Consider the following 23,167-nt stretch of genomic DNA (forward strand, 5'->3'; position numbering starts at 1 on the left):
TAGTCTCCCGAAGCTCACCGCAGCGAATGCACAAGCGCTTTGGACGACGGTAACAGCGCTCACATGTCGACGAGCCATCGGGCAGTCGTGCTGCAACCCTTCCTAGCCGGCCGCAGGCACCGCAGTTCTCGAAGCGCGATGGATCCTTGGCATAGCAAGTACCGCACAGGGCTCTTCTATTGCGTCTCGTTATGATCGGCCGTGTTCTTCCGCAAGCACTGCACAGGTCAGCGGCGCGGCGCTGGCAGCATCCTTGACAGATCCGGTAACCGTCGTCGCGGACCCGCGTCAGATTCCTTCGCTTACCGCAATCGGCACATCGCGGCACAATTACATCATTCGCCCTCAACGCCTCCAGTTTGACCAGCAAACGAAACACCTGAATTGGAGCTGTGCCATCACCGTCTGACAAAAAATTCGGGTGACACTGGACGTAACGCTGAAGCTTGAGCACTGTATTCCCCGGCGCAACCTCATCAACAATCTGAAGGATCTCCTCATAGCAGAGATCTGGAAGCGAGGACACAAGAGCCCCAGTGATTGCTGTCAAGGCGTCGACTCTTTTCACGATTCCCCCGGACGTCGAATCGTAGTCCGTCTAACGACAGGTGCCCTGCCTGCGGCGTTCGCACCCCCCGCGGCTTTTCGCACCTGCTGATCAATCACAGTCACTTCGATCAGTTGCTCAACGCCACATTCGAGGATATCGCAAAGTGCCGCTAGAGTATCCATAGAGAGCCTTTGAGGTGGCTGCGTCACCAAACGGAAGACTTGCTCGCGCGAAAGATGTACCCCCCTCTCCGCGAGCAACGGCACCAGATCAGTGGTCTGAAACATTTCTCGTTCAGCCATTAGCTGGCGCAAGTTCCAGCGATACCCCATCTTTTTATTCACTATCCGACTCCCACAGGATTGCATGTCGCGCCTTCAAGGAATTCCGCACCAGGCGATTTCGATACTCGTCCGAAACGCCCGAATAGATTGCTGTCGTCGAGGCATACTCGTGCCCCACTTGATCCTGAACAAAGCGTTCCGGGTAGTCGAATTCTAGTAGGTGTGTCACATAAGAATGCCGAAGGCTGTGCAGATCGAGATCCTCCGAAATTCCGGCAATCGCACGAACTGACTCAAAGGCTTCATCCAGGCGCCGCAACGATAGGCGCCCACACCTTTCTGTAATCCAAAACCCCGGGTGCTTCCCCGGTGAAAAGGCTGGCGCACCTCATCTAGATAATGATCGAGGACACCAACTACCCAGTCGAACTCAGGCACCGTCAGTACAGTCCGACGCTTCGGCGGCGATCCCTTTGACGCCTTTCCATAGCGGACGAACAATGCCCCATTGCGACCATAGTCCGGAATCTTCGGATTACGACGTAGGTCAGACAAGTCTAGGCCGCAAGCTTCCTGGCGCCTCAGTCCGAAGGCGTATACGACCTTCAGAATTGCTGAATCGCGCATTGCAGCCAGCGCACCTTTTCTGCGACGCGCTCGGATCTCTTCTACCCGTCCATCGGCCGCATCGAACAGCGCCTGGATTTCGTCATATGTTAGAGGTCGCCGCCTCGGATTACCCTCGTACTCGCTGGCGTGGGTAACAACATTCCACTCGTGAAAGATTTGGGCTGGCACTTGCCCGAAGGAATCCAAACACTTGGCAGCCCAGCCGTACCGAGCATCCGTGACGTAGTCACAGAACATCCGCAATGCGTTCTGGTACCCGCGTGCCGTCGAGTAGGCAAAATCGGGCTTCCGCGATCTGAGGTGGTCGAGAAAGGCCTCGGCTTCAGCCGGCTGCCACTGCCACGGGTACTGATTCGTGAACTCTACGAATCTCCTGACCAGTCGCAGTCGCGGCACGATGGTGGCTTCATAGTTCAGAAACCGTGCCCGCTGCTGCAACACCCATCCGTCCAGCATCGCTTGAAAGATCGCTGGCTCAGGATCAAGGTGCACTACCTCGCCGACAAGTACCAGGTGCGCAGCTCCTGGCAGGTTCGCCCCACCGCTCATGATGCGTTTAACGCAACATCGTTGAGTTGGTTACGGTCACGCTCAACCACGGACTGCGTGCATGGCTGGGGTCGTGCGGGGCGCTGTTGCCCAGGGCGAGGCCCTGGGCAACAGCAAGAGGTCACCTCAAAGTTTTCCTCTACCTCTGGCTTCGGTCCCGTGCGACCTCAAGCGCTCTCGTCGAGTCTGGCGACTGCCGCGGCACGTTGCAGCCTCGCGTGACAGACGCTGTCGCTCACTACTCTGCGGAAGGAGAATCCGTTCCCATCCGAGGCATAACGGAATCCGATCTTGCTGAGCAGCGCTTGTTCCTGTCGGCCTGTTTCCTGAAGAAGTTCGTTCAACTCGGAATCGCGCATGGGCTCCGCAGACGTCGGCGCCTCTTGGTACAAAGCCACCCGCCCTCCCCACGTCGGGCCAACATAGTCATCCCATTCCAACTTCGCTTGATCAGGCAGGATTGCGAGCCCGGCCCCAACTCGGTCTGAGCGGAAGGCAGCGAAGTAAGCGAGGTGCTTGGAGAACCAGTCGTGAGATTGCATCACTGCGCTGGCTAGCTTCTCCACGTCGGAGCTGGCTGGATCCAGAAGTGTCGTTACGACTTCGGCGTTGAGTTGATAGAGCGAGTCGGCCAGATGATCGACTGTTCCAGCCCCGGAGACTAGATACCCGAGCTCTGCCAGGCGGCGTTCGATTCGCAGCTCGTCCAGAGCAAAGCCGCCGAGGCATAGGAGCCACCACTCCCAGTCTGGCCCTACAAGGTCACGGCGACCTACAACTCCCTCAGCTCGCTCCATGAGTTGAATATGGCCAGCCTCATGGGCAAGAAGTCGCTCAACATCTTTTGGAGGGAGGTTACTGACCTCCGGTCTGTTCACGACGACTACGGGTCCACCGTCAAGCGAAAGGGTCCGTGCTGCAACTATGCTGGCACCACGGTCCGTTGAGTAGCTTTCGTGAGAAGTCAGCCTGCGGACTGTTCCCACAAAATCGTCGGTAACAATGACGGCGGCGTCAGGTTCTTCCATCCTGGACAAGCCGGCTTGCATCGCGTCAACCTGATTGTCGGTCAGTCCTCGTCCGTTCACGCTGAGTTCCATGGCATGCTCACCTTTTCATTCCGTGCCAACTTGCGTTGCAGCTCAGAACGTGATGTCATGCCTGCCTGCATGCGGTGCAGGACGTCACGTTCTGAGCTGCGGCGATCGTCTGACTCGTCTCAAGAGTCAGACGATCGCCATTCCGGCGGCTTTCCGTCGGAAGTCTCAACTGAGAGAATCGGGTCACCCAACGTCGCTTTAGGTGTCACTCTCTCCCACCACGTCAGCAATCTCACGGGCGATCTCCTCGACCGTGTACTGAGCGGTGCTTCTGGCCAACTTGTCAGCCAGTGATGGGCTTTGTGCCATCACTTCGTCTTTGGTGATGTTGTGCCAGATTGGCAGCAGGTTCTGCTGCCCCGTCACGTACCGTGTCACCAAGCCGTCAAGTTCATACTGGGGCCACCCCTTTTCGAAGAAGGGGCGGGAGAGAATCACGATGCCGAATCGACTGTTAGCCAAGCCTTGGTCGATCTTGCGGCGGAGGCTGTCGCCGATCCTCAATTCGAGGACGTCGAGCCACACAGAGATGCCGGCCTCTTGCAGATACTGCGCGAGCGGGCGGGCCACTGCCTCTTTGTCCTCACTGGCATGAGAGATGAAGACATCTCGTACGGACTCGGCCCGGCCGATGGAGTAGGGCGGCGGCTCATGTCTGATTTGCGTCAGGGAACCAGCATTGCTCGGGCGTAGCACCGGCAGCGGCGGCGGTTCGACGGAAGCCGAGGACCTCGCTCTTCCTCTAAGGCCCAGCATGTCAACGGTCACGTACCAGTGGCCGCTCCGCGGAATCGCAAGGCGCACCGGAGAGTGTTTTGCGAGCCCACCTGCAAAGCGGGGGTTTCTTCCGGCCTTGTACTTCTGATAGTTGCTCGAGTCCATCAGGCGCACATTGGCTGCACTGCCGGACAATTTGATGACCGCGGTCGCGCCCTTGGGCTGACGGCCGAGATCGTGGACCACGTAGTCCATGATTTTTTCCTCTGTATCACCTTCACAGGGGACCTGTAGGGGCGGTTGCGCTGGATGCAACATTGTTGCGGGCGCTAGAGCGGCGGGTGTATCCCCAGGCCAGCCGCTACGCGGGAGGGGCGTCAGCGCGAGGCTGACGCCCCTCTCATCAGGGATTACTTGTCAGGTGAGCGTTTGCCGAGTGTTGCACTCGATGCAATTCCGCCCAGTTTCAGCTGCAGCCGCTGGTCGAGCCGCAGCCCTCGCAGATGTAGCAGGAACCGGCCCGCTGCATCTTCGTACCGCAGGAGAAGCAGAGCGGGGCGTCGGCCTGGATGCCCAGCTGCATCTCCACCAGTTCGGCGCTGGTGTGGGCCTGCTTCGGGGCGGGCTCGGCCACCTCGGCGGCGGCCTTCGGGGTGGCGACGGCCTTCAGGTCCGTCTGGCGCGGGGCCGACTGGGCCAGACCCTCGACGTCGACGTCCTCCTCGGCCGGCTCGTAGGAACCGGTCTCCAGGTGGCGCTGACGCTCCTCGGCGGAGTGGATGCCGAGCGCGGAGCGCGTCTCGAAGGGCAGGAAGTCGAGCGCCAGGCGGCGGAAGATGTAGTCGACGATCGACTGCGCCATCCGCACGTCCGGGTCGTCCGTCATACCGGCCGGCTCGAAGCGCATGTTGGTGAACTTCGAGACGTACGTCTCGAGCGGCACGCCGTACTGCAGGCCCACCGAGACGGCGATGGAGAAGGCGTCCATCATGCCGGCGAGGGTCGAACCCTGCTTGGACATCTTCAGGAAGACCTCACCAAGGCCGTCGTCCGGGTAGGAGTTGGCCGTCATGTAGCCCTCGGCGCCACCGACCGTGAAGGAGGTGGTGATGCCGGGACGGCCCTTGGGGAGACGCTTGCGGACCGGACGGTACTCGACGACCTTCTCGACCGCGGTACGGATCGTGTCCTCGGCCTTCTCGGTGATCTCGGCCTTCTCCTGCTCCTTGGTGTCCTTCGTCTTCGCGGAGAGGGGCTGACCGACCTTGCAGTTGTCACGGTAGATCGCGAGCGCCTTGACGCCGAGCTTCCAGGCCTCGAAGTAGATCTCCTCGACCTCCTCGACGGTCGCCGTCTCCGGCATGTTGACCGTCTTGGAGATGGCACCGGAGATCCAGGGCTGGATCGCGGCCATCATGCGGACGTGGCCCATCGGGGAGATGGCGCGCTCGCCCATGGCGCAGTCGAACACCTCGTAGTGCTCCTGCTTGAGACCGGGGGCGTCGATCACGTTGCCGTTCTCGGCGATGTGGGCGACGATCGCCTCGATCTGCTCCTCCTGGTAGCCCAGGCGGCGCAGGGCCTGCGGGACGGTGCCGTTGACGATCTGCATCGAGCCGCCGCCGACCAGCTTCTTGAACTTGACCAGGGCGAGGTCGGGCTCGACACCGGTGGTGTCGCAGGACATCGCGAGGCCGATGGTGCCGGTCGGGGCGAGCACGGACGCCTGGGAGTTGCGGAAGCCGTTCTTCTCGCCGAGACGCAGGACGTCCTGCCAGGCCTCCGTGGCGGCGGCCCAGACGGGGGTGTCCAGGTCGTCCATGCGGACGGCCGTGCCGTTGGCGTCGGCGTGCTGCTTCATGACGCGGTTGTGGGCGTCGGCGTTGCGGGCGTAGCCGTCGTACGGGCCGACGACCGAGGCCAGTTCGGCGGAGCGGCGGTAGGCCGTGCCGGTCATCAGGGAGGTGATGGCACCGGCGAGGGCGCGGCCGCCGTCGGAGTCGTAGGCGTGGCCGGTGGCCATCAGCAGGGCGCCGAGGTTGGCGTAACCGATGCCGAGCTGGCGGAACGCGCGCGTGTTCTCGCCGATCTTCTGGGTCGGGAAGTCGGCGAAGCAGATGGAGATGTCCATCGCGGTGATGACGAGCTCGACGACCTTCTGGAAACGCTCGGCCTCGAAGGACTGGGTGCCCTGGCCGTCGTCCTTGAGGAACTTCATCAGGTTCAGCGAGGCGAGGTTGCAGGACGTGTTGTCCAGGTGCATGTACTCGCTGCACGGGTTCGACGCGGTGATCCGGCCGGACTCGGGGCAGGTGTGCCAGTTGTTGATGACACCGTCGTACTGGATGCCGGGGTCGGCACAGGCCCAGGCGGCCTCGGCGATCCTGCGGAAGAGCGCCTTGGCGTCGACCTCCTCGATGACCTCGCCGGTCATCCGGGCGCGCAGGCCGAACTTGCCGCCCTGCTCGACGGCCTGCATGAACTCGTCGTTCACCCGGACCGAGTTGTTGGCGTTCTGGTACTGGACGGACGTGATGTCGTCGCCGCCCAGGTCCATGTCGAAGCCCGCGTCGCGCAGGACGCGGATCTTCTCCTCTTCCTTGACCTTGGTCTCGATGAAGTCCTCGATGTCCGGGTGGTCCACGTCGAGGACGACCATCTTGGCGGCGCGGCGGGTGGCGCCACCGGACTTGATGGTGCCGGCGGAGGCGTCGGCGCCGCGCATGAAGGAGACCGGTCCGGAGGCGTTGCCACCAGAGGACAGCAGCTCCTTGGAGGAGCGGATGCGGGAGAGGTTCAGGCCGGCACCGGAGCCGCCCTTGAAGATCATGCCCTCTTCCTTGTACCAGTCGAGGATCGACTCCATGGAGTCGTCGACGGCCAGGATGAAGCAGGCGGAGACCTGCTGGGGCTGCGGGGTGCCGACGTTGAACCAGACGGGGCTGTTGAAGCTGAAGATCTGGTGCAGCAGGGCGTAGGCCAGCTCGTGCTCGAAGATCTCGACGTCGGCGGCCGAGGCGAAGTACCTGTGGTCCTCGCCGGCCTTCGAGTACGTCTTCACGATGCGGTCGATCAGCTGCTTGAGGCTGACCTCGCGCTGGGGGGTGCCGACGGCACCGCGGAAGTACTTGCTGGTGACGATGTTGACCGCGTTCAACGACCAGAAGTCGGGGAACTCGACGCCACGCTGCTCGAAATTGACCGAGCCGTCGCGCCAGTTGGTCATGACGACGTCACGACGCTCCCAGACCACCTCGTCGTACGGGTGCACGCCGGGGGTGGTGTGGATGCGCTCGATACGCAGGCCCTTGGTGGTCTTCGCGCCCTTCGCGCGGGACCCTCGTGCCGGACCGCTCGCCGTCTCTGTCATGCCGCCTCCCTGTACAGGCAAAAACGCCCTGAAATGCCACGATGTTCCCGTGGCACGGTGTGGTGTCTGGTGCTGCGGACGTCGATGCACCTGGTCCGCAGCAAGTCTTGGTCCGCCGCCGCCCGACCGGATCCGGGGTCTCCGCCCGGTTCCGGTCCGCCGGGTCAGTCGGCGGCGTGGGCGGGCTCGGGGACCCGCGTGGTCCCGCCGCGCCCGCTGTCGTCCTCCCGGCCCCCCATGACAGCGTCCGGGTCGCCTTCGCGGTCGTCGTCGTCCGCGGCGGGGCGTCCCGTCTGGTCCCTGAGTTCCGCGATCGCGGCCTCGAAGTCCTCGAGCGAGTCGAAGGCCCGGTAGACGGAGGCGAACCGCAGGTAGGCGACGAGGTCGAGTTCCTGCAACGGGCCGAGTATGGCCAGCCCCACGTCGTGGGTGGTCAGCTCGGCGCTTCCGGTGGCCCGCACCGCCTCCTCGACCCGCTGGCCGAGCTGGGCGAGCGCGTCCTCGGTGACGGGCCGTCCCTGACATGCCTTGCGCACGCCGTTGATGACCTTGGTGCGGCTGAACGGCTCGGTGACTCCGGACCGCTTCACCACCATGAGCGAGCACGTCTCCACGGTCGTGAAGCGACGGGAGCAGTCAGGACACTGGCGGCGCCTGCGGATGGACGTGCCGTCGTCCGTCGTACGGCTGTCGACGACACGGCTGTCGGGGTGCCTGCAGAAGGGGCAGTGCATGAAGTCCCAACCCTCCTCACAGCAGACTCAATAGCCTCGCGGGGCCTCATGGGCCCCTCGAAGCAGCCCCAAGCATAGGCGATCCAAGTGGATGCGAAGACCAAGGGCACCACAACTTGTGGGCTGCTGATGACATCCAAGCACTAGATATGGGGCTTGGCCCATTCATCCAGGCCGTATCGCGTGTCGCAGTCGAAGCCCTCACCCCGCGCGTTCCCGCCGTCACGGCGAGCACCCGAAACCGGCCCCCACGCGCGCGTGTACAACCATGTCCGCGCGGCACATACGGCGATATCGTGGGCGCCGCAGGGAGGACCCGTGGGACTCTCGCGCACGAGCGGGAGCGGCGCAACGGCCGCCGGAAACCTGATGGCAGACTGGGGCGACACCGCACAGGGGGCGCCCCGGCGGTGAAGAGTACAACAACGGGCTCTTCCGTCCGCCGGTCTTCGCGTTGGCTATACACCCAGACACATGATCAAGTCAGGCTATCCACGCTTTTTCACTCGAACGTGTGTTTGGCGCAACCTTTCGAAAGCAACTACCGTTGTGCAGCAGGGAGACAATCGAGAGGGGCCGACGACGTGACCACCACCGCAGACAGCGCCACCATCACCGCCCAGGACCGCTCCCAGGGCCGACTCGAGCCGGTGCATGCGATGAACGAAGCCGTGAACCCGGAGGGGCACAAGCGCTCCCTGCCGGGCCGACCTCCAGGCATCCGGGCGGACAGCTCGGGCCTGACCGACCGGCAGCGCCGGGTGATCGAGGTCATCCGGGACTCCGTGCAGCGGCGCGGCTACCCGCCGTCCATGCGGGAGATCGGCCAGGCCGTCGGCCTGTCCAGCACGTCCTCGGTGGCGCACCAGCTGATGGCGCTGGAGCGCAAGGGCTTCCTGCGCCGCGACCCGCACCGCCCGCGCGCGTACGAGGTCCGCGGTTCCGACCAGGCCGTCTCCGTGCAGCCCACGGACACCGCCGGCAAGCCCGCAGCGTCGTACGTCCCCTTGGTGGGCCGGATCGCCGCCGGTGGCCCGATCCTCGCCGAGGAGTCCGTCGAGGACGTGTTCCCGCTCCCGCGGCAGCTCGTCGGCGACGGTGAGCTGTTCGTGCTGAAGGTCGTCGGCGACTCCATGATCGAAGCCGCGATCTGCGACGGCGACTGGGTCACCGTCCGGCGTCAGCCCGTAGCCGAGAACGGCGACATCGTGGCGGCCATGCTCGACGGCGAGGCCACCGTGAAGCGCTTCAAGCGCGAGGACGGCCATGTGTGGCTGCTCCCGCACAACGCGGCGTACGAGCCGATCCCCGGCGACGACGCGACCATCCTCGGCAAGGTGGTGGCTGTCCTCCGCCGCGTCTGAGCACGGCGGGCGGCCTCACCTCTCCGCCCCTTGACTGGGCCCCGGGATCCCTGCGCCGGTTCCGGGGCCCTGTGCTGTGCCCCTACGTCCGGTCGGTCTCGGTCTGCCGCGCCGTCGCGTCGATCGCCGCGAGCGACTTCCGCACCTGGTTGCGGTCCGTGGTGTACCAGAAGTCCGGCAGGGAGGCCTTGAGGTAGCTCCCGTAGCGGGCCGTCGCCAGTCGCTGGTCCAGTACGGCGACCACGCCCCGGTCGCCCGACGCGCGGACCAGACGGCCGGCGCCCTGGGCCATCAGCAGCGCCGCGTGCGTGGCGGCCACGGCCATGAAGCCGTTGCCCCCGGCGTCCTCCACCGCCTTCTGGCGGGCGCTCATCAGCGGGTCGTCCGGACGCGGGAACGGGATCTTGTCCATGACCACCAGCTGACAGCTGGCCCCCGGCACGTCGACGCCCTGCCAGAGCGACAGCGTCCCGAAGAGACATGTCTTCGGATCCGCCGAGAAGTTCTTGATCAGCTCGCCCAGGGTCTCCTCGCCCTGGAGCAGGATCGGGAACTCCGGGATCCGGCCGCGCAGCTCCTCGGCCGCGAGCTGTGCGGCGCGCATGGAGGAGAAGAGGCCGAGGGTACGCCCGCCGGCCGCCTGGATCAGTTCGGTCAGCTCGTCCAGCATGTCCGCGCGGTCGCCGTCCCGCGCGGGACGCGACAGGTGCTTGGCGACGTACAGGATGCCCTGCTTGCGGTAGTCGAAGGGCGACCCCACGTCGATTCCCTTCCACGGGGGAAGGTCGTCTCCCTCGGTGCCCTCCGGGGCGAGCCCCAGGGAGGCGCCCACGCCGTTGAAGTCCCCGCCGAGTTTCAGGGTCGCCGAGGCCAGGGTCACGGAGCGGTCGGCGAAGAGCTTCTCCCGCAGCAGGCCCGACACGGACATGGGGGCGACGCGCAGGGAGGCGCCGAAGCGGTCGTGCCGTTCGTACCAGACGACGTCGTACTCGGAGCCGCCCACGATCCGCTCCGCCACGTCGTGCACGCTCTCCACGGAGGCGAGCGCCTGCTTGCGGACCGCGTCCTCGTCCTGGACGGACTTGTCACGGGTGGCTCCGATGGCGGAGATGACGGTGCGCGCCGCGTCACGCAAGGCCATGAGGGCGTAGTTGAGGTCCTCCGGGATCTCCTCCAGGCGGCCCGGCAGCGCCAGCTCCATCAGGCGCTCGAAGCCCTCGGCGGCGGTCTGGAGCTGGTCGGCCGCCTTCTCGTTCACCAGCTTCGCGGCCCGCCGCACGGCCCGGTTGACCTGGCCCGGGGTGAGCTCGCCGGTGGCGACGCCGGTGACCCTCGACACCAGTTCGTGCGCCTCGTCGACGATCAGCACCTCGTGCTGCGGGAGGACCGGGGCGCCTTCGATGGCGTCGATGGCCAGCAGCGCGTGGTTGGTGACGACGACCTCGGCCAGCTTGGCGCGCTCGCGGGCCATCTCCGCGAAGCACTCCGCCCCGTACGCGCACTTGGTCGCGCCGAGGCATTCCCGCGAGGACACCGACACCTGGGCCCAGGCCCGGTCGGACACGCCCGGGGTGAGGTCGTCGCGGTCGCCGGACTCGGTCTCGTCCGACCAGTCCCGCAGCCGCAGCAGGTCCTGGCCCAGCTTGCTGCTGGGCGCGGCCGCCTCGAACTGGTCGAAGAGGCCCTCCTCCTCGTCCTGCGGGACGCCCTCGTGCAGCCGGTGCAGGCACAGGTAGTTGGAGCGGCCCTTCAGCATCGCGAACTCGGGGCGCCTGCGCAGCAACGGGTGCAGGGCGTCGACGGTGCGCGGCAGGTCACGCTCCACCAGCTGGCGCTGCAGGGCCAGGGTGGCGGTCGCGACCACGACCCGCTCCCCGTGCGCCAGCGCGGGCACCAGGTAGCCCAGCGACTTGCCGGTGCCGGTGCCGGCCTGGACCAGCAGGTGGGATCCGTCGTCGATCGCCTCCGCGACGGCTTCGGCCATGGTCACCTGGCCGGGGCGCTCCGTACCGCCGACAGCGGCGACGGCGGCATGGAGGAGTTCGGGGAGTGAGGGCTTCGTCATAGCGCGACCACCCTACGGCTCGGCACTGACAAACGCGGGATCGCGCAGGTGGTCGGCGGGGACGACGGTGAGGGAATCGGTGAGGGGTTCAAGGCGCGGGGCTTCTCGGATTCGGGGCCGGTGAAGGGCCTGGGGGACATCGGCGGGGAGAGAAGAAATTCTCGGGGATTCTCGGGACGGGCGGGAACCGGCTGGAATCCCGAGGCGTTGCATGGGTGACGGGACGATTACGGACAGTTACAGAACCTCTCGGAAGTGCCTGTCCCTGACCATGAGGCCGGCCCGTTTCGCGGGCAGGTCGACCTCGGCGCAGAAGCGGAAACCGGCGCGAAGGAAGGCGGCGATGGAGGGGGTGTTGCGAAGATCGGGTTCAGCGACGACACGTGAGCAGGCGGGCCTGCTGTCGAGTACGAGGTCGGCGACGGCTCTCAGCAGCAGTCCGCCGAGCCCTCGCCCGCGGGCGTCCCGGCCTCCGATGAGGAGATGGACACCGGTGTCGTGAGGTCGGGCCGGGTAATGGCGGGCCAGCGGGTCGAGGTCGGCCCGGTAGATCTCCCAGTAGCTCATGGGCGTGCCCTCCAGCAGACCGAGGCACGGAACGCTGTGGCCGCCGGTGAGTTGGCGGCGAAGGTGGCGTTCGGTCACGGTCCGGGGTCCCGCCAGCTCCCAGAAGGCGGCGACCGCGGGCTCGTTCATCCACCGGCCGATACGGGGCAGGTCCCGGTCGACCTGTACGGGGACGAGGTGGAAGACGCCCGCGGGTGTGGGGGTGGGCCCCCAGTCGCCCGGGCGGTCGAGCAGAGCCGTGGGTGCGGTGCCGGCGACGGCGCGGGGACCGATGGGGGGCACGGCGGGGCTCCTCTCAGCAGGTGGGGCGGGACAGGTTCCTCAAGGACGAAGGGGGTTGGCGATGGTGACGTACACGGACTGGGTGTCCACGGGGCCGACGAGTTCGTCCATGCCGTGCAGCCGGGTCAGCAGATTGGCCTTGCAGCGCAGCACGGGTGAGTCGAGGAGGCGGGCGGGCAGCGAGCTGCGCATCCGGTCGGGACCGCAGGCCGCGGCGGTGAGGAAGCGGCGGAAGGCGGCGAGCAGCAGGTGTTCGCCGGCGAGACGCTGTGAGCCGAAGGCTCCGACGAGTCCGAGGACGTTGTTGATACCCAGGTAGTAGGCGAAGCGCTCGTCGGTGACGGCGTCGGAGACGAAGGTGTCGCTGTGCTCGCCGATACCGGGCAGCCGGGCTTCGAGTTCCGTGCGGCGGGAGTCGCGGAAGTAGTAGCCCTGGTTGTCGCGGTACCGGCCGCCCGTGGGCCAGCCGTCGGGGTCCAGCAGGAGGAGCGTGTTCTGCTGGTGGGCCTCCAGGGCGATGCCCGCTTCCCCGTCGAGCCACAGCACCGGGCGCACGACGTGCTCCAGATAGCGCAGGAACCACTCGACGGCGACGGTGGCGAGCGGGCGCCCAGTCCGTGCGGCGAGACGTGTGACGACCTCGGCCAGCCGGGAACTCTGCACGGGTTTCGTGTCCATGGCCGGAGAAAGGCTCTCGGCGGCGCGCGGGTACGGCCGGGGCGAGACGAGGCCCGCGACGCAGGAGACGTCGTCCGCGGCGGTGAAGGGGTTGTGGCGGATCACCACGTCGAGTCCCGGCACAGGGTGGCCGTCGGCCCCGTCGACGGCGAGCCAGGCCGGGTCGCGGACGATGTCGAAACCCGGGTGGGCCGCCTGCCACTGCTGGGACAGGCCGGCTCGCAGCAGGCGGTGGACTTCGAGGCCGCGGTGGAGTTCCTTGCGCAGGTGCTCCCGACGGGAGTTGGTGATGTGCAGACCGAGCGACAGTTTGAGCATGGCCGGGGCGCCGGACCGGTGGACGGTGCGTACGGAGGAGGTCGGGTGCCAGGGGACACCGAGCGGACCGAGGTCCCGGAGCAGCCCGGTCGCCAACAGGGCGGCGACGTCGGGGCGGTGGCCGACCGCGTGCCGCTGCCAGGGGTGCATCGGCAGGAGGGCATAGCCCTCGGGCAGCGTGCGGCGTACGGGCAACGGCAGTCCGGAGTCGGCGAGTCGGGCCGTCAGCCGGTCCGCGGTGACGATACGGCCGCTTTCCGTCCAGGCGGAATCGGCGGCCAGCACGGAGGGAGCGACAGCCAGCCAGTGGAGGGGGAAGGAGCCGCGCAACTCGGGTGAGTACAGCCGTGCTTCCGCATCGGTGAGGCCTTCGCGGCTCTTCGGGGTGGGGTGCAGGGGGTGTCCGAGGAGCAGTGCCTGTTCGGCGGCGAGGAACAGGTCGGGTCCGTCGGTGGGGTGCTTCCGTCGCTCGCGGATGAAGTCCGTCGTACGGCGGACGGAGTCGGCGACGCGGGCCACCAGGGCGACCTGGTCGATGCCGTGGCCGGCCGGCCGGGGTGAGGCGGGTGTCCCGGCTGGTCGGGGTTGGGCGGGTGTCCCGGCTGGTTCGAGCGGTTCGGGGACATCGGGCGTCTCGGGCAACTCGGGCGTCTCGCGGGACAGCAGGGCGGCGAGCGTCACGGCGTCCGCGGGTGGGGACTGCTCGGGGGCGTCGGCCAGGCGCGGGAGGCCGAAGCGGTGCCAGCCGGTCGGGGACCAGTGGTGGACGGGGACGAGCAGGGCGGTGCCGCTGGCGGGGAGCGGCACTCGGAGGGTGCCGTCGGCGGGGGCGGGCAGGCCTGCCTCGCGCACCCAGCAGCGCAGCAGGCTCTCCACGGCCGCCGCCTGGGCCGCGGTGTGCGGGTCGGCGTGGTCCAAGGGGTGGGCCGGGACCACGGGCCCCGGTTCGGCGGGGGTGGCGTGGCGCTGCTGGGGAGGGACGGTCCCGGTCGGGGTGACGTCGGTCGACAGAACGGAGGAGGTGGACGCCGGTGGGGTGGAAACGGCGGAGGTGGGAGCGGATGAGCCGGAGGGCTCAGGGGAGTCGTTCAAGGGCGTTCCTCATCGGACGGGGCGGGCGCGGTCGGCGGCGTGACGGACCGGAACGGCGGTGGGGACGCGGCAGCGTGGCGAGGCCGGCCGGTGTCCGTCTCCTGGGCAGGGTGGGCGAGGGGCCGGGCCGCGCCCGGAGCCGCGGCGGCCTCCTCGTGCGGGCTGTCGACCCCGGCTCACCTCGGGCGGCCGGCGCGGCCAGGTGGCTCCGGAGCCTGCCTGGGCTGCCGGGTCGGCTGGTCCTCGTCGCCCTGGTGCGCGCGGTGGGCGTGACCGCGGGCTGCCGCCCGGATCGCGTCGGCCAGCCGGTCGAGTACGGCGGCGGCCTGTTCGTCGGTGATCGTCAGGGGCGGAAGCAGGCGTACGACGCTCGCGTGGCGGCCGCCCAGTTCGACGATCAAGCCGCGGCGCAGGCACTCCCGCTGTACGGCGACGGCCAGTCCGGGGGCGGCGGGGTGAGGCCCGCGAGCCGGGGCGGCGTCCGGGGCACCGGGGCCCGCGCCCACCGCGACTTCGCTCCCCCGTTGCGGCGCCTCCCGCTCCGGCGCCTCCTCGTACTCCCCCTCCTCGGCCTCCGGGTCGACCAGTTCGACCCCGATCATCAGTCCGCGCCCGCGCACGTCACCCATGCAGGGGAAGTCCTCGGCAAGGTGCCGGAGCCGTCCCAGCAGGTGGGCTCCCAGGGTGGCCGCGCGTTCGGCGAGCCGGTTCTCGCGGACGTGGGCGAGGGTGGCCGTGCCGGCGGCCATGGCGAGCTGGTTGCCGCGGAAGGTGCCCGCGTGGGCGCCCGGTTCCCAGACGTCCAGGTCGTCGCGGTAGACGACGACGGCCAGCGGCAGGCTGCCGCCGATGGCCTTGGAGAGGACCATCACGTCGGGGGTGATCCCGCTGTGTTCCACCGCCCAGAAGGCGCCGGTGCGGCCGACGCCCGTCTGGACCTCGTCGGCGATGAGGGGAATGGAGCGGTCGGCGGTGATCTGCCGCATGCGCCGCATCCAGGTGTCCGGCGCGGGGATCACACCACCCTCGCCCTGGACGGGTTCGAGGATCATCCCGGCGGGGCGCCGGACCCCGGACTTGGGGTCGTCGAGGACGGACTCGGTCCAGCGTGCGGCGAGTTCGGCGCCGCGATCGCCGCCGACGCCGAACGGGCAGCGGTAGTCCTGCGGATAGGGCAGACGGGCCACGCGGACGTCGAAGGCACCGCCGGAGGCTTCGAGGGATCCGGCGGTCATACCGTGGTAGGCGCCGGTGAAGGCGAGGACGCCCGTGCGGCCGGTGGCGGCGCGGACCAGGGTGAGCGCGGCCTCCACGGCGTCCGTGCCGGCCGGCCCGCAGAACTGCACGCGGGCGCGGTCGGCCAGACCGGGCGGCAGGGTGCGGAAGAGCTCGGTGATGAAGGCGTCCTTGACCGGGGTGGCGAGGTCGAGGACGTGCAGGGGTGCGCCCGAGTCGAGGACCTTGCGGATGGCCTCCAGGACGACGGGATGGTTGTGGCCGAGTGCGAGGGTGCCGGCGCCGGAGAGACAGTCGAGGTAGCGGCGGCCGTCGGCGCCCTCGATGGTGAGCCCCCGGGCGCGTACCGGCACGATGGGCAGGGCGCGCGCATAGGTGCGCGCCGCGGACTCGCGGGCCGACTGGCGCCGCAGGATCCCTTCGTGCGCGGGCCGTCGGCCGGCCTGGCCGACGGGGGACCTTCCGGCGGGCGGTGTTCCGGTGGAACGCCCCGAAGGGACCTCCTCGGGCACTGGCTCGGTCACGGCTCCCTGTCCTCCCGCGGTTCAGGGGGCCGCGCGCGGACAGCGGACCCCCCACCGCTACCAACCCCGGACGGCTGTCCTGGTTACGGGTTGCCTCAAGATCCTTGCCGTGACGGAACCGTTGCCCTCCTGTCGGAAGTCCCCCACAGCGAACGCATATCGTGTGGGGCATTGCACAGGGCCGTGAGACCCGGTTGAACTCCGCGTGGGAACACACCGAGTTCCGCCCGGCGGGAGCGGCCACAGCTTCAAGTTCGTTGACAGCAGGGGGAGTCAGACCATGCGATCGATACGGCCGTCGTTCACCGCTCGTCGGGGGAGGACCGCACGCCGCAGAACCTCCCCCGTGCTCGGCGCTGTAGCCCTCGCCTCGGTGCTCGCGCTCACCGCGACCGCCTGCGACTCGGGCGACACCAACGCCGACGGCAAGGCCACCGCGTCGGCCACGGCGGGCGGCGACGGAAAGATCACGATCCCGGACGACATCAAGGACCGGCTCAAGGAGCACGGGATCGATCTGGACAAGTGGAAGAACGGCGCCTGGAAGAACTGGGACAGGGACGACTGGCTGCGTGAGGCCCAGGACTACATCAACCCGATCATCAAGGGCCTGTGGGACCCGGACCGGATGCGGGAGGCGGAGGACCCGGACCGGGGGGTCGACGACAACGACCTCTCGGGCGACCAGGGGGTGACCGACCCGACGCCCGAGCCCGTGGACGCGAAGGCCGTGCCGACGACGTACCACGCCAACGCCCCCGAGGCGGGCAAGGTGTTCTTCGACTCCCCCGAGGGCACGATGGTCTGCTCGGCGACGGTCGTGGAGGACCCGGCCCACCCGGGCAAGTCCAACCTGGTGTGGACGGCGGGCCACTGTGTGCACGCGGGCAAGAAGGGCGGCTGGTACCGCAACATCGCGTTCGTGCCGTCGTACAACGACAAGGGTCTGTCCGCCGAGCAGCTCCAGACGGCGACCAAGGAGCAGGCCGCTCCTTATGGTGTCTGGTGGGGCGACTGGGTGAAGACCTCCGACCAGTGGATCGCACAGGGCGGGGAGACGGGTGGTGACGGCGCGCCGTACGACTTCGCCGTGATCCATGTGACGCCGGAGGCGGGCGGCTCCGGCAAGTCGTTGGAGGAGACGGTCGGTTCGGCGCTGCCGGTGGACTTCGACGCTCCGGCGGTGCCGAAGGTGGACAGCATCACCGCGACGGGCTACCCGGCCGCGGCGCCGTTCGACGGGCAGAAGCTGTACCAGTGCCAGGACAAGCCGGGGCGGCTGTCGTTCAGCGAGTCGGACCCGACGATGTACCGGATCGGCTGCACGATGACCGGTGGTTCGTCCGGCGGCGGCTGGGTGGCGACGGGGTCGGACGGCAAGCCGGCGCTGGTGTCCAACACCTCGGTCGGCCCGGTGAGTTCGGGCTGGCTCGCGGGGCCGAGGCTGGGCGAGGTGGCCAAGGGTGTGTACGACTCGGTGAGCGACAAGTTCGCCAGGTGAGCGACGAGTGCGCCGGGCAGGAGGCGCACCGCAGACCATGACGAAGGCCCGCCCCCTGAGACAAGGGGGCGGGCCTTCGTGTGTCGGTCAGGCGAGGGGGGCCGGGACGTACGGTGCGAGGTCCGCGGCCAGTTCCTCGTGCACCCGCGCCTTGAGGAGGGTGCCGTCCGCCGTGTGCTCCGCGGAGATCACCTCGCCCTCGGTGTGGGCGCGGGCGACCAGCTTGCCGTGGGTGTACGGCACCAGCGCCTCGATCTCGACCGAGGGCCGCGGCAGCTCGTTGTCGATGAGCGCGAGCAGTTCCTCGATGCCCTGGCCGGTGCGGGCCGAGACGGCGATGGAGCGCTTCTCGATCCGCATCAGCCGCTGGAGGGTGAGCGGGTCGGCCGCGTCCGCCTTGTTGATCACGACGATCTCGGGCACCTGGGTGGCGCCGACATCGTGGACCACCTCGCGCACGGCGGCCAGCTGCTCCTCCGGGTTGGGGTGCGAGCCGTCGACCACGTGCAGGATCAGGTCGGACTCGCCGACCTCCTCCATGGTGGAGCGGAACGCCTCGACCAGGTGGTGCGGCAGGTGCCGTACGAAACCGACCGTGTCGGCCAGCGTGTACAGCCGGCCGCTCGGGGTCTCGGCCCGGCGCACGGTCGGGTCGAGGGTGGCGAACAGGGCGTTCTCGACGAGGACGCCCGCGCCGGTGAGGCGGTTGAGCAGGGAGGACTTGCCGGCGTTGGTGTAGCCCGCGATGGCGACCGAGGGCACCTTGTGGCGCTTGCGCTCCTGGCGCTTGATCTCGCGGCCGGTCTTCATCTCCGCGATCTCCCGGCGCATCTTCGCCATCTTCTCGCGGATCCGCCGCCGGTCCGTCTCGATCTTGGTCTCACCGGGACCACGGGTGGCGAGGCCGCCGCCCTTGCCGCCGCCCATCTGACGGGACAGCGACTGACCCCAGCCGCGCAGTCGCGGCAGCATGTACTGCATCTGCGCGAGCGCGACCTGCGCCTTGCCCTCTCGGGACTTGGCGTGCTGGGCGAAGATGTCGAGGATCAGGGCCGTACGGTCGATGACCTTGACCTTGACGACGTCCTCGAGGTGGATGAGCTGGCCCGGGCTGAGCTCACCGTCGCAGATGACGGTGTCCGCGCCCGTCTCGATGACGATGTCACGCAGTTCGTCGGCCTTGCCGGAGCCGATGTAGGTGGCCGCGTCGGGCTTGTCGCGGCGCTGGATCACGCCGTCGAGCACGAGCGCGCCCGCGGTCTCCGCGAGGGCGGCGAGCTCCGCGAGGGAGTTGTCCGCGTCCTGCGCGGTCCCCGAGGTCCAGACGCCGACGAGGACGACCCGCTCCAGACGGAGCTGGCGGTACTCGACCTCGGTGACGTCCTCGAGTTCGGTGGAGAGGCCCGCGACGCGGCGCAGGGCCGCACGCTCGGAGCGGTCGAACTGGTCGCCGTCCCGCTCTCCGTCGATCTCGTGGCTCCAGGCGACGTCCTCTTCCATCAGGGCATCGGCCCGAAGACCTTCGGGGTAGGCGTGCGCGAAGCGCTTCGTGTCCTGGGAAGAGGAAGAAGAGGAGGTCATTGGGTCCTTACGTCGTGGGGATACCGATTTCGGCGGGGTTCACCGTCCATGGTGCACAACGCACGAGCGCCCCGGGAGATTCCCGCGCCTCGTGCCCCGTGCCGCGCCGACCTGACGATGGTCGCACGGCACGCCCCGTCTCGTCACGGCCTTATTCCGGGGCCTACGGGGCCTTGGGGGCCTGCGGGACCGGTGAGGTCTTCGCCCCCTTCTCGGCCGCCGCCGTCGGCTTCCAGTCCGGGTGGCCCGGCATCGGCGGGGTCTTCTCCCCGTACAGCCAGGCCTGGAAGAAGTCGCCGAGGTCGCGCCCGGAGACCTCCTCGGCGAGCTGCCGGAAGTCCGCCGTGGTGGCGGTGGAGTCCTGGTGGTCGCGCACCCAGTCCCGCTCGACCCGCTCGAACGCCTTCTGGCCGATCTCCTGGCGCAGGGCGTACAGGACGAGGGCGGCACCGTCGTACACGTTCGGACGGAAGATGCTGATCTTCTCGCCGGGCTCGGGTGCCTTGGGGAGCGCAGGGGGGCCGCCGGCGGCGCGCCAGCGGTCGGACGCGCCGTACGCCGCCTTCATGCGCTCCTGAAGCGTGTAGCCGCCCTTCTCCTGGGCGTAGAGGGCCTCGTACCAGGTGGCGTGTCCCTCGTTGAGCCAGAGGTCGGACCAGGTGCGCGGGCTGACGCTGTCGCCGAACCACTGGTGGGACAGCTCGTGCACCATGATCGACTCGATGTACCACTTGGGGTAGCCGGGCTCGGTGAAGAGGTCCTTCTCGAACAGGGACAGGGTCTGTGTCTCCAGCTCGAAGCCGGTGTCGGCCTGGGCCATGAGCACGCCGTAGGTCTCGAAGGGGTAGGGCCCGACCTTCTTCTCCATCCAGGCGATCTGGTCGGGGGTCTTCTTCAGCCACGGTTCGAGGGCTTCGCGGTCCTTCGTGGGCACGACGTCCCGGACCGGCAGCCCGTGCGGCCCGTCGCGGTGCAGGACGGTGGAGCGGCCGATGGACACCTGGGCGAGCTCGGTGGCCATGGGGTGCTGGGTGCGGTACGTCCAGGTGGTCGTCCCGCCGGACCGGTCCGCGCCGGCCGGCAGCCCGTTGGCGACGGCCGTGTAGTCGTCGGGGGCGGTGATCCGGATGGTGAACATCGCCTTGTCGGAGGGATGGTCGTTGCACGGGAACACCAGGTGGGCGACGTCGGCCTGGTTGGCCATGGCGAGGCCGTCGGTGGTGCGCACCCAGCCGCCGTCCCGGCCGTCGGCACCCACCGGGTCGCTGGTGTGCCGCACGGTGATGCGTGTCCAGCTGCCCGGCATCAGCGCGTCCTCGGGGGTGACCACCAGGTCGTCGCCGGCGCTCTCGAAGGTCGCTGGTCTGCCGTCGACCTCGACCGATTCGACGGCCCCGTGCGCGAAGTCGAGGTTGATCCGGTCCAGGCTCGCGGTGGTCCAGGCGTCGATGGTGGTGACCGCCTGGAGCGGCTTGCTGTTGGAGCCGGAGTACGTGAAGGAGAGGTCGTACGACGCCACGTCGTAGCCGGGGTTGCCGAGGTACGGGAAGAGGCGGTCGCCGACGCCGAGCGGTGCCGCCGGGGCGCTCGCGGCGACGAGGCACACGGACACGGCCGAGGCGAGCAGCGCGGACTTCAGCCGGCGGGCGGCGGTCCGGGGGCGGGCGGCCCGGGGGCGGGCGGCCCGGGGGCGCGGCGAGGAGTGGGGGGTGAGCAGCATGCACCACCGCTACCAGCGCGCACCTGCCGTACGGCGGCGACGCGCGCCCTTCCCACCCGAACGGGTTGCGCACGCGCGCGTGGGCCGGGCGGGCCGGGTCGCACCGGTGCGGGGCTCAGGAGGCCGAGGCGTGGTGCTGGGCCCTGCTCACGTCGTAGACCCCGGGGACGTTCCGCATGGCGCGCATGAGGGTGGGCAGGTGGCCCGCGTCGGGGAGCTGGATGGTGTACGTGTGGCGTACGCGCTGCTGGCTGGGGGGTTCGACGGTCGCGGAGACGATCTCGGCGCCCTCCAGTGCCATGGCCTCCGTGAGGTCGGCGAGCAGATGGGGGCGGCCGAACGATTCGGCGACCAGCGTGACCCGGCACTCGGTGGTGTCGCCCCAGCTCACGTCGACCGCCGCGCGCCCCGCGTCCGTCATGCGCGCCACCGCGGCGCACTCCACGCGGTGCACGGTCACCATCCCCCCGCGCACGGCGAAGCCGGTGACCTCGTCGGCCGGGACGGGGGTGCAGCAGCCGGCGAGGCGTACGCCCGCGTCGGGGCGCCCGGCGACGGTGATCGCGGTGTCGGGGCGGGACAGGGGGGTGTCGGTGGCCGGGATGTCCGTCACCGTCCGTGCCGGGTCGACGGTCTCCTCGGGCTCGGCCGGGGCCGGGTGGGTCGCCAGCCAGCGCTGGATGGCGATCCGGGCGGCGGGGGTGTGGGCGTGCTCCAGCCACTCCCTGGAGGGCTCGGAGGCGGGGTCCTGGCCCATGAGGAGCTGGACGGTGTCACCGTCCCGCAGAACGGTGCTCAGGGTCGCCAGCCGGCCGTTCACGCGGGCGCCGATACAGGCGTGCGCGTCCTCGCCGTACTGGGCGTAGGCGGCGTCGACGCAGGTGGCGCCGTCCGGGAGGCCGAGGGTTCCGCCGTCGGGGCGGAAGACGGTGATCTCGCGGTCCTGGGCGAGGTCCTCGCGCAGGGTGGACCAGAAGGTGTCGGTGTCCGGCGCGGCCTCCTGCCAGGCGAGGAGGCGGGAGAGCCAGCCGGGCCGGGTCGGGTCGACCCGCTCCCCGTCGAGCCGGTCCCCGTCCGCCGGGGCGCCCTCGCGGGTCTGCTCCTCCTGCGGACCGGCGTAGGGGTTGCCGAGCGCGACGACTCCGGCCTCGGCGACCTTGTGCATCTGGTGGGTGCGGATGAGGACTTCGGCGACCTGGCCGTCCGCGCGGGCGACGGCGGTGTGCAGCGACTGGTACAGGTTGAACTTGGGGACGGCGATGAAGTCCTTGAACTCCGAGACGACGGGCGTCATACAGGTGTGCAGCTCACCGAGGACGGCGTAGCAGTCCGCGTCCTCGTTGACGAGCACCAGCAGCCGGCCGAAGTCGCAGCCGCGCAGTTCGCCGCGCTTGCGCGAGACGCGGTGGACGGAGACGAAGTGCCGGGGCCGGATGAGGACTTCGGCCTGGATGCCGGCCTCGCGCAGGACCGCGCGCATCGCGTCGGCGAACTCGGCGAGGGGGTCGTCCGCGCGGGAGGCGTTGTCGACGATCAGCTCGCGGGTGTGCTCGTACTCCTCGGGGCGCAGGATCGCGAAGACGAGGTCTTCCAGCTCGGTCTTGAGGGCCTGGACGCCGAGGCGTTCGGCGAGCGGGATGAGGAAGTCCCGGGTGATCTTGGCGATGCGCTCCTGTTTCTCGGGGCGCATCACGCCGAGGGTGCGCATGTTGTGCAGCCGGTCGGCGAGCTTGATCGACATCACGCGGACGTCGCTGCCGGTGGCGACGAGCATTTTGCGGAAGGTCTCGGGCTCGGCGGCGGCGCCGTAGTCGACCTTCTCCAACTTGGTGACGCCGTCGACGAGATAGCGCACCTCCTCGCCGAACTGCTCGCGCACCTGCTCGAGCGTCACATCGGTGTCCTCGACGGTGTCGTGGAGCAGGGAGGCCGTCAAGGTCGTTGTCTCGGCGCCGAGTTCGGCGAGGATCAGGGTCACGGCGAGCGGGTGCGTGATGTACGGCTCGCCGCTCTTGCGCATCTGGCCGCGGTGCGAGGACTCGGCCAGCACATAGGCGCGGCGCAGGGGCTCGAGGTCGGCGTCGGGGTGGTGGGCGCGGTGGGCCTCGACGACATGGCCGATCGCGTCGGGCAGCCGGCCGCGGGCGGGACTGCCGAGCAGGGCGGCCCGTCCCAGGCGGCGCAGGTCGATCCGGGGCAGGCTGCGCCTGCGGGTCGTGGCCGGCGCTACCGGGCCCGGCGTCGCAGGGTTCGTGGCCTCCGCACTCATGGGCACCTCCGGCTGCGTGGACCGGCGGACGGGGTG

The 23,167-nt window shown here is 68.7% G+C and carries 16 protein-coding genes; 2 read left to right on the forward strand and 14 right to left on the reverse strand.

Annotated features, from left to right (window positions below):
* Positions 1 to 564 precede the first annotated feature (564 nt).
* The 7 genes from AQJ64_RS47305 to nrdR all read right to left on the reverse strand — a co-directional run bounded on the left by AQJ64_RS47305 (position 565) and on the right by nrdR (position 7,934).
* Positions 565 to 894, reverse strand: coding sequence for a helix-turn-helix domain-containing protein (locus AQJ64_RS47305; RefSeq protein WP_079062271.1), 330 nt, complete (start codon positions 892 to 894; stop codon positions 565 to 567).
* A complete protein-coding gene (locus AQJ64_RS52140) occupies positions 887 to 1,153 on the reverse strand; it encodes a tyrosine-type recombinase/integrase (RefSeq protein WP_338059997.1) in 267 nt (88 codons plus the stop codon). The genes AQJ64_RS47305 and AQJ64_RS52140 overlap by 8 nt, the downstream gene beginning before the upstream one ends.
* Positions 1,060 to 2,013 carry a tyrosine-type recombinase/integrase gene (locus AQJ64_RS47310; protein WP_338059999.1) on the reverse strand — a complete coding sequence of 318 codons (954 nt, stop codon included), beginning with the start codon at positions 2,011 to 2,013 and terminating at the stop codon, positions 1,060 to 1,062. Before AQJ64_RS47310 ends, AQJ64_RS52140 begins: the two co-directional genes overlap by 94 nt.
* Before the next feature lie 167 nt (positions 2,014 to 2,180).
* Positions 2,181 to 3,113 carry a hypothetical protein gene (locus tag AQJ64_RS49435; RefSeq protein ID WP_157881011.1) on the reverse strand — a complete coding sequence of 311 codons (933 nt, stop codon included), beginning with the start codon at positions 3,111 to 3,113 and terminating at the stop codon, positions 2,181 to 2,183.
* A 198-nt stretch (positions 3,114 to 3,311) separates the two neighbouring features.
* Positions 3,312 to 4,085 carry a DUF1883 domain-containing protein gene (locus AQJ64_RS41975; protein ID WP_055635749.1) on the reverse strand — a complete coding sequence of 258 codons (774 nt, stop codon included), beginning with the start codon at positions 4,083 to 4,085 and terminating at the stop codon, positions 3,312 to 3,314.
* Between the two features lie 211 nt (positions 4,086 to 4,296).
* Positions 4,297 to 7,200 (reverse strand): vitamin B12-dependent ribonucleotide reductase, encoded by a 2,904-nt coding sequence (locus tag AQJ64_RS41980; RefSeq protein WP_055635750.1) that lies wholly within the window; start codon positions 7,198 to 7,200, stop codon positions 4,297 to 4,299.
* A gap of 164 nt (positions 7,201 to 7,364) precedes the next feature.
* Complete coding sequence (nrdR, locus tag AQJ64_RS41985; RefSeq protein WP_055635751.1) at positions 7,365 to 7,934, reverse strand: transcriptional regulator NrdR; 570 nt, start codon at positions 7,932 to 7,934, stop codon at positions 7,365 to 7,367.
* Between the two features lie 584 nt (positions 7,935 to 8,518).
* On the opposite strand from nrdR, the gene lexA reads away from it, so the two are divergent.
* Positions 8,519 to 9,298, forward strand: a complete 780-nt coding sequence (gene lexA, locus AQJ64_RS41990) for a transcriptional repressor LexA (RefSeq protein WP_055635752.1) — start codon at positions 8,519 to 8,521, stop codon at positions 9,296 to 9,298.
* Between the two features lie 82 nt (positions 9,299 to 9,380).
* On the opposite strand, the gene AQJ64_RS41995 is transcribed toward lexA, so the two are convergent.
* From AQJ64_RS41995 to AQJ64_RS42010, 4 genes are all read right to left on the reverse strand, one after another.
* Positions 9,381 to 11,363 (reverse strand): ATP-dependent DNA helicase, encoded by a 1,983-nt coding sequence (locus AQJ64_RS41995; protein WP_055635753.1) that lies wholly within the window; start codon positions 11,361 to 11,363, stop codon positions 9,381 to 9,383.
* Between the two features lie 237 nt (positions 11,364 to 11,600).
* Positions 11,601 to 12,212 carry a GNAT family N-acetyltransferase gene (locus AQJ64_RS42000; protein ID WP_055635754.1) on the reverse strand — a complete coding sequence of 204 codons (612 nt, stop codon included), beginning with the start codon at positions 12,210 to 12,212 and terminating at the stop codon, positions 11,601 to 11,603.
* Between the two features lie 39 nt (positions 12,213 to 12,251).
* Complete coding sequence (locus tag AQJ64_RS42005; RefSeq protein WP_079062272.1) at positions 12,252 to 14,300, reverse strand: IucA/IucC family protein; 2,049 nt, start codon at positions 14,298 to 14,300, stop codon at positions 12,252 to 12,254.
* Between the two features lie 176 nt (positions 14,301 to 14,476).
* A complete protein-coding gene (locus AQJ64_RS42010; RefSeq protein ID WP_483316194.1) occupies positions 14,477 to 16,060 on the reverse strand; it encodes a diaminobutyrate--2-oxoglutarate transaminase family protein in 1,584 nt (527 codons plus the stop codon).
* A gap of 280 nt (positions 16,061 to 16,340) precedes the next feature.
* On the opposite strand from AQJ64_RS42010, the gene AQJ64_RS42015 reads away from it, so the two are divergent.
* Positions 16,341 to 17,561 (forward strand): trypsin-like serine peptidase, encoded by a 1,221-nt coding sequence (locus AQJ64_RS42015; protein ID WP_055637347.1) that lies wholly within the window; start codon positions 16,341 to 16,343, stop codon positions 17,559 to 17,561.
* Between the two features lie 87 nt (positions 17,562 to 17,648).
* Here AQJ64_RS42015 and hflX read toward each other — a convergent pair whose 3' ends face one another.
* From hflX to AQJ64_RS42030, 3 genes are all read right to left on the reverse strand, one after another.
* A complete protein-coding gene (gene hflX / locus AQJ64_RS42020; RefSeq protein WP_055637346.1) occupies positions 17,649 to 19,142 on the reverse strand; it encodes a GTPase HflX in 1,494 nt (497 codons plus the stop codon).
* A gap of 163 nt (positions 19,143 to 19,305) precedes the next feature.
* The gene (locus tag AQJ64_RS42025; RefSeq protein ID WP_059203492.1) at positions 19,306 to 20,862 is read right to left on the reverse strand and encodes a M1 family metallopeptidase; all 1,557 of its coding nucleotides are present in this window, start codon (positions 20,860 to 20,862) and stop codon (positions 19,306 to 19,308) included.
* A gap of 115 nt (positions 20,863 to 20,977) precedes the next feature.
* Positions 20,978 to 23,131, reverse strand: coding sequence for a RelA/SpoT family protein (locus AQJ64_RS42030; protein ID WP_055638798.1), 2,154 nt, complete (start codon positions 23,129 to 23,131; stop codon positions 20,978 to 20,980).
* Between the last annotated feature and the right edge of the window lie 36 nt (positions 23,132 to 23,167).

The sequence above is a fragment of the Streptomyces griseoruber genome (genome assembly GCF_001514205.1).
In the GTDB taxonomy this organism is placed as follows: domain Bacteria; phylum Actinomycetota; class Actinomycetes; order Streptomycetales; family Streptomycetaceae; genus Streptomyces; species Streptomyces griseoruber.

What these genes read in the sequence shown, in the direction of transcription:
- AQJ64_RS47310 (WP_338059999.1), bottom strand. Translation starts at nt 2,013, where the DNA reads ATGAGCGGTGGGGCGAACCTGCCAGGAGCTGCGCACCTGGTACTTGTC.
- AQJ64_RS49435 (WP_157881011.1), bottom strand. Translation starts at nt 3,113, where the DNA reads ATGGAACTCAGCGTGAACGGACGAGGACTGACCGACAATCAGGTTGAC.
- AQJ64_RS41975 (WP_055635749.1), bottom strand. Translation starts at nt 4,085, where the DNA reads ATGGACTACGTGGTCCACGATCTCGGCCGTCAGCCCAAGGGCGCGACC.
- AQJ64_RS41980 (WP_055635750.1), bottom strand. Translation starts at nt 7,200, where the DNA reads ATGACAGAGACGGCGAGCGGTCCGGCACGAGGGTCCCGCGCGAAGGGC.
- nrdR (WP_055635751.1), bottom strand. Translation starts at nt 7,934, where the DNA reads ATGCACTGCCCCTTCTGCAGGCACCCCGACAGCCGTGTCGTCGACAGC.
- AQJ64_RS41995 (WP_055635753.1), bottom strand. Translation starts at nt 11,363, where the DNA reads ATGACGAAGCCCTCACTCCCCGAACTCCTCCATGCCGCCGTCGCCGCT.
- AQJ64_RS42015 (WP_055637347.1), top strand. Translation starts at nt 16,341, where the DNA reads ATGCGATCGATACGGCCGTCGTTCACCGCTCGTCGGGGGAGGACCGCA.
- hflX (WP_055637346.1), bottom strand. Translation starts at nt 19,142, where the DNA reads ATGACCTCCTCTTCTTCCTCTTCCCAGGACACGAAGCGCTTCGCGCAC.
- AQJ64_RS42025 (WP_059203492.1), bottom strand. Translation starts at nt 20,862, where the DNA reads ATGCTGCTCACCCCCCACTCCTCGCCGCGCCCCCGGGCCGCCCGCCCC.
- AQJ64_RS42030 (WP_055638798.1), bottom strand. Translation starts at nt 23,131, where the DNA reads ATGAGTGCGGAGGCCACGAACCCTGCGACGCCGGGCCCGGTAGCGCCG.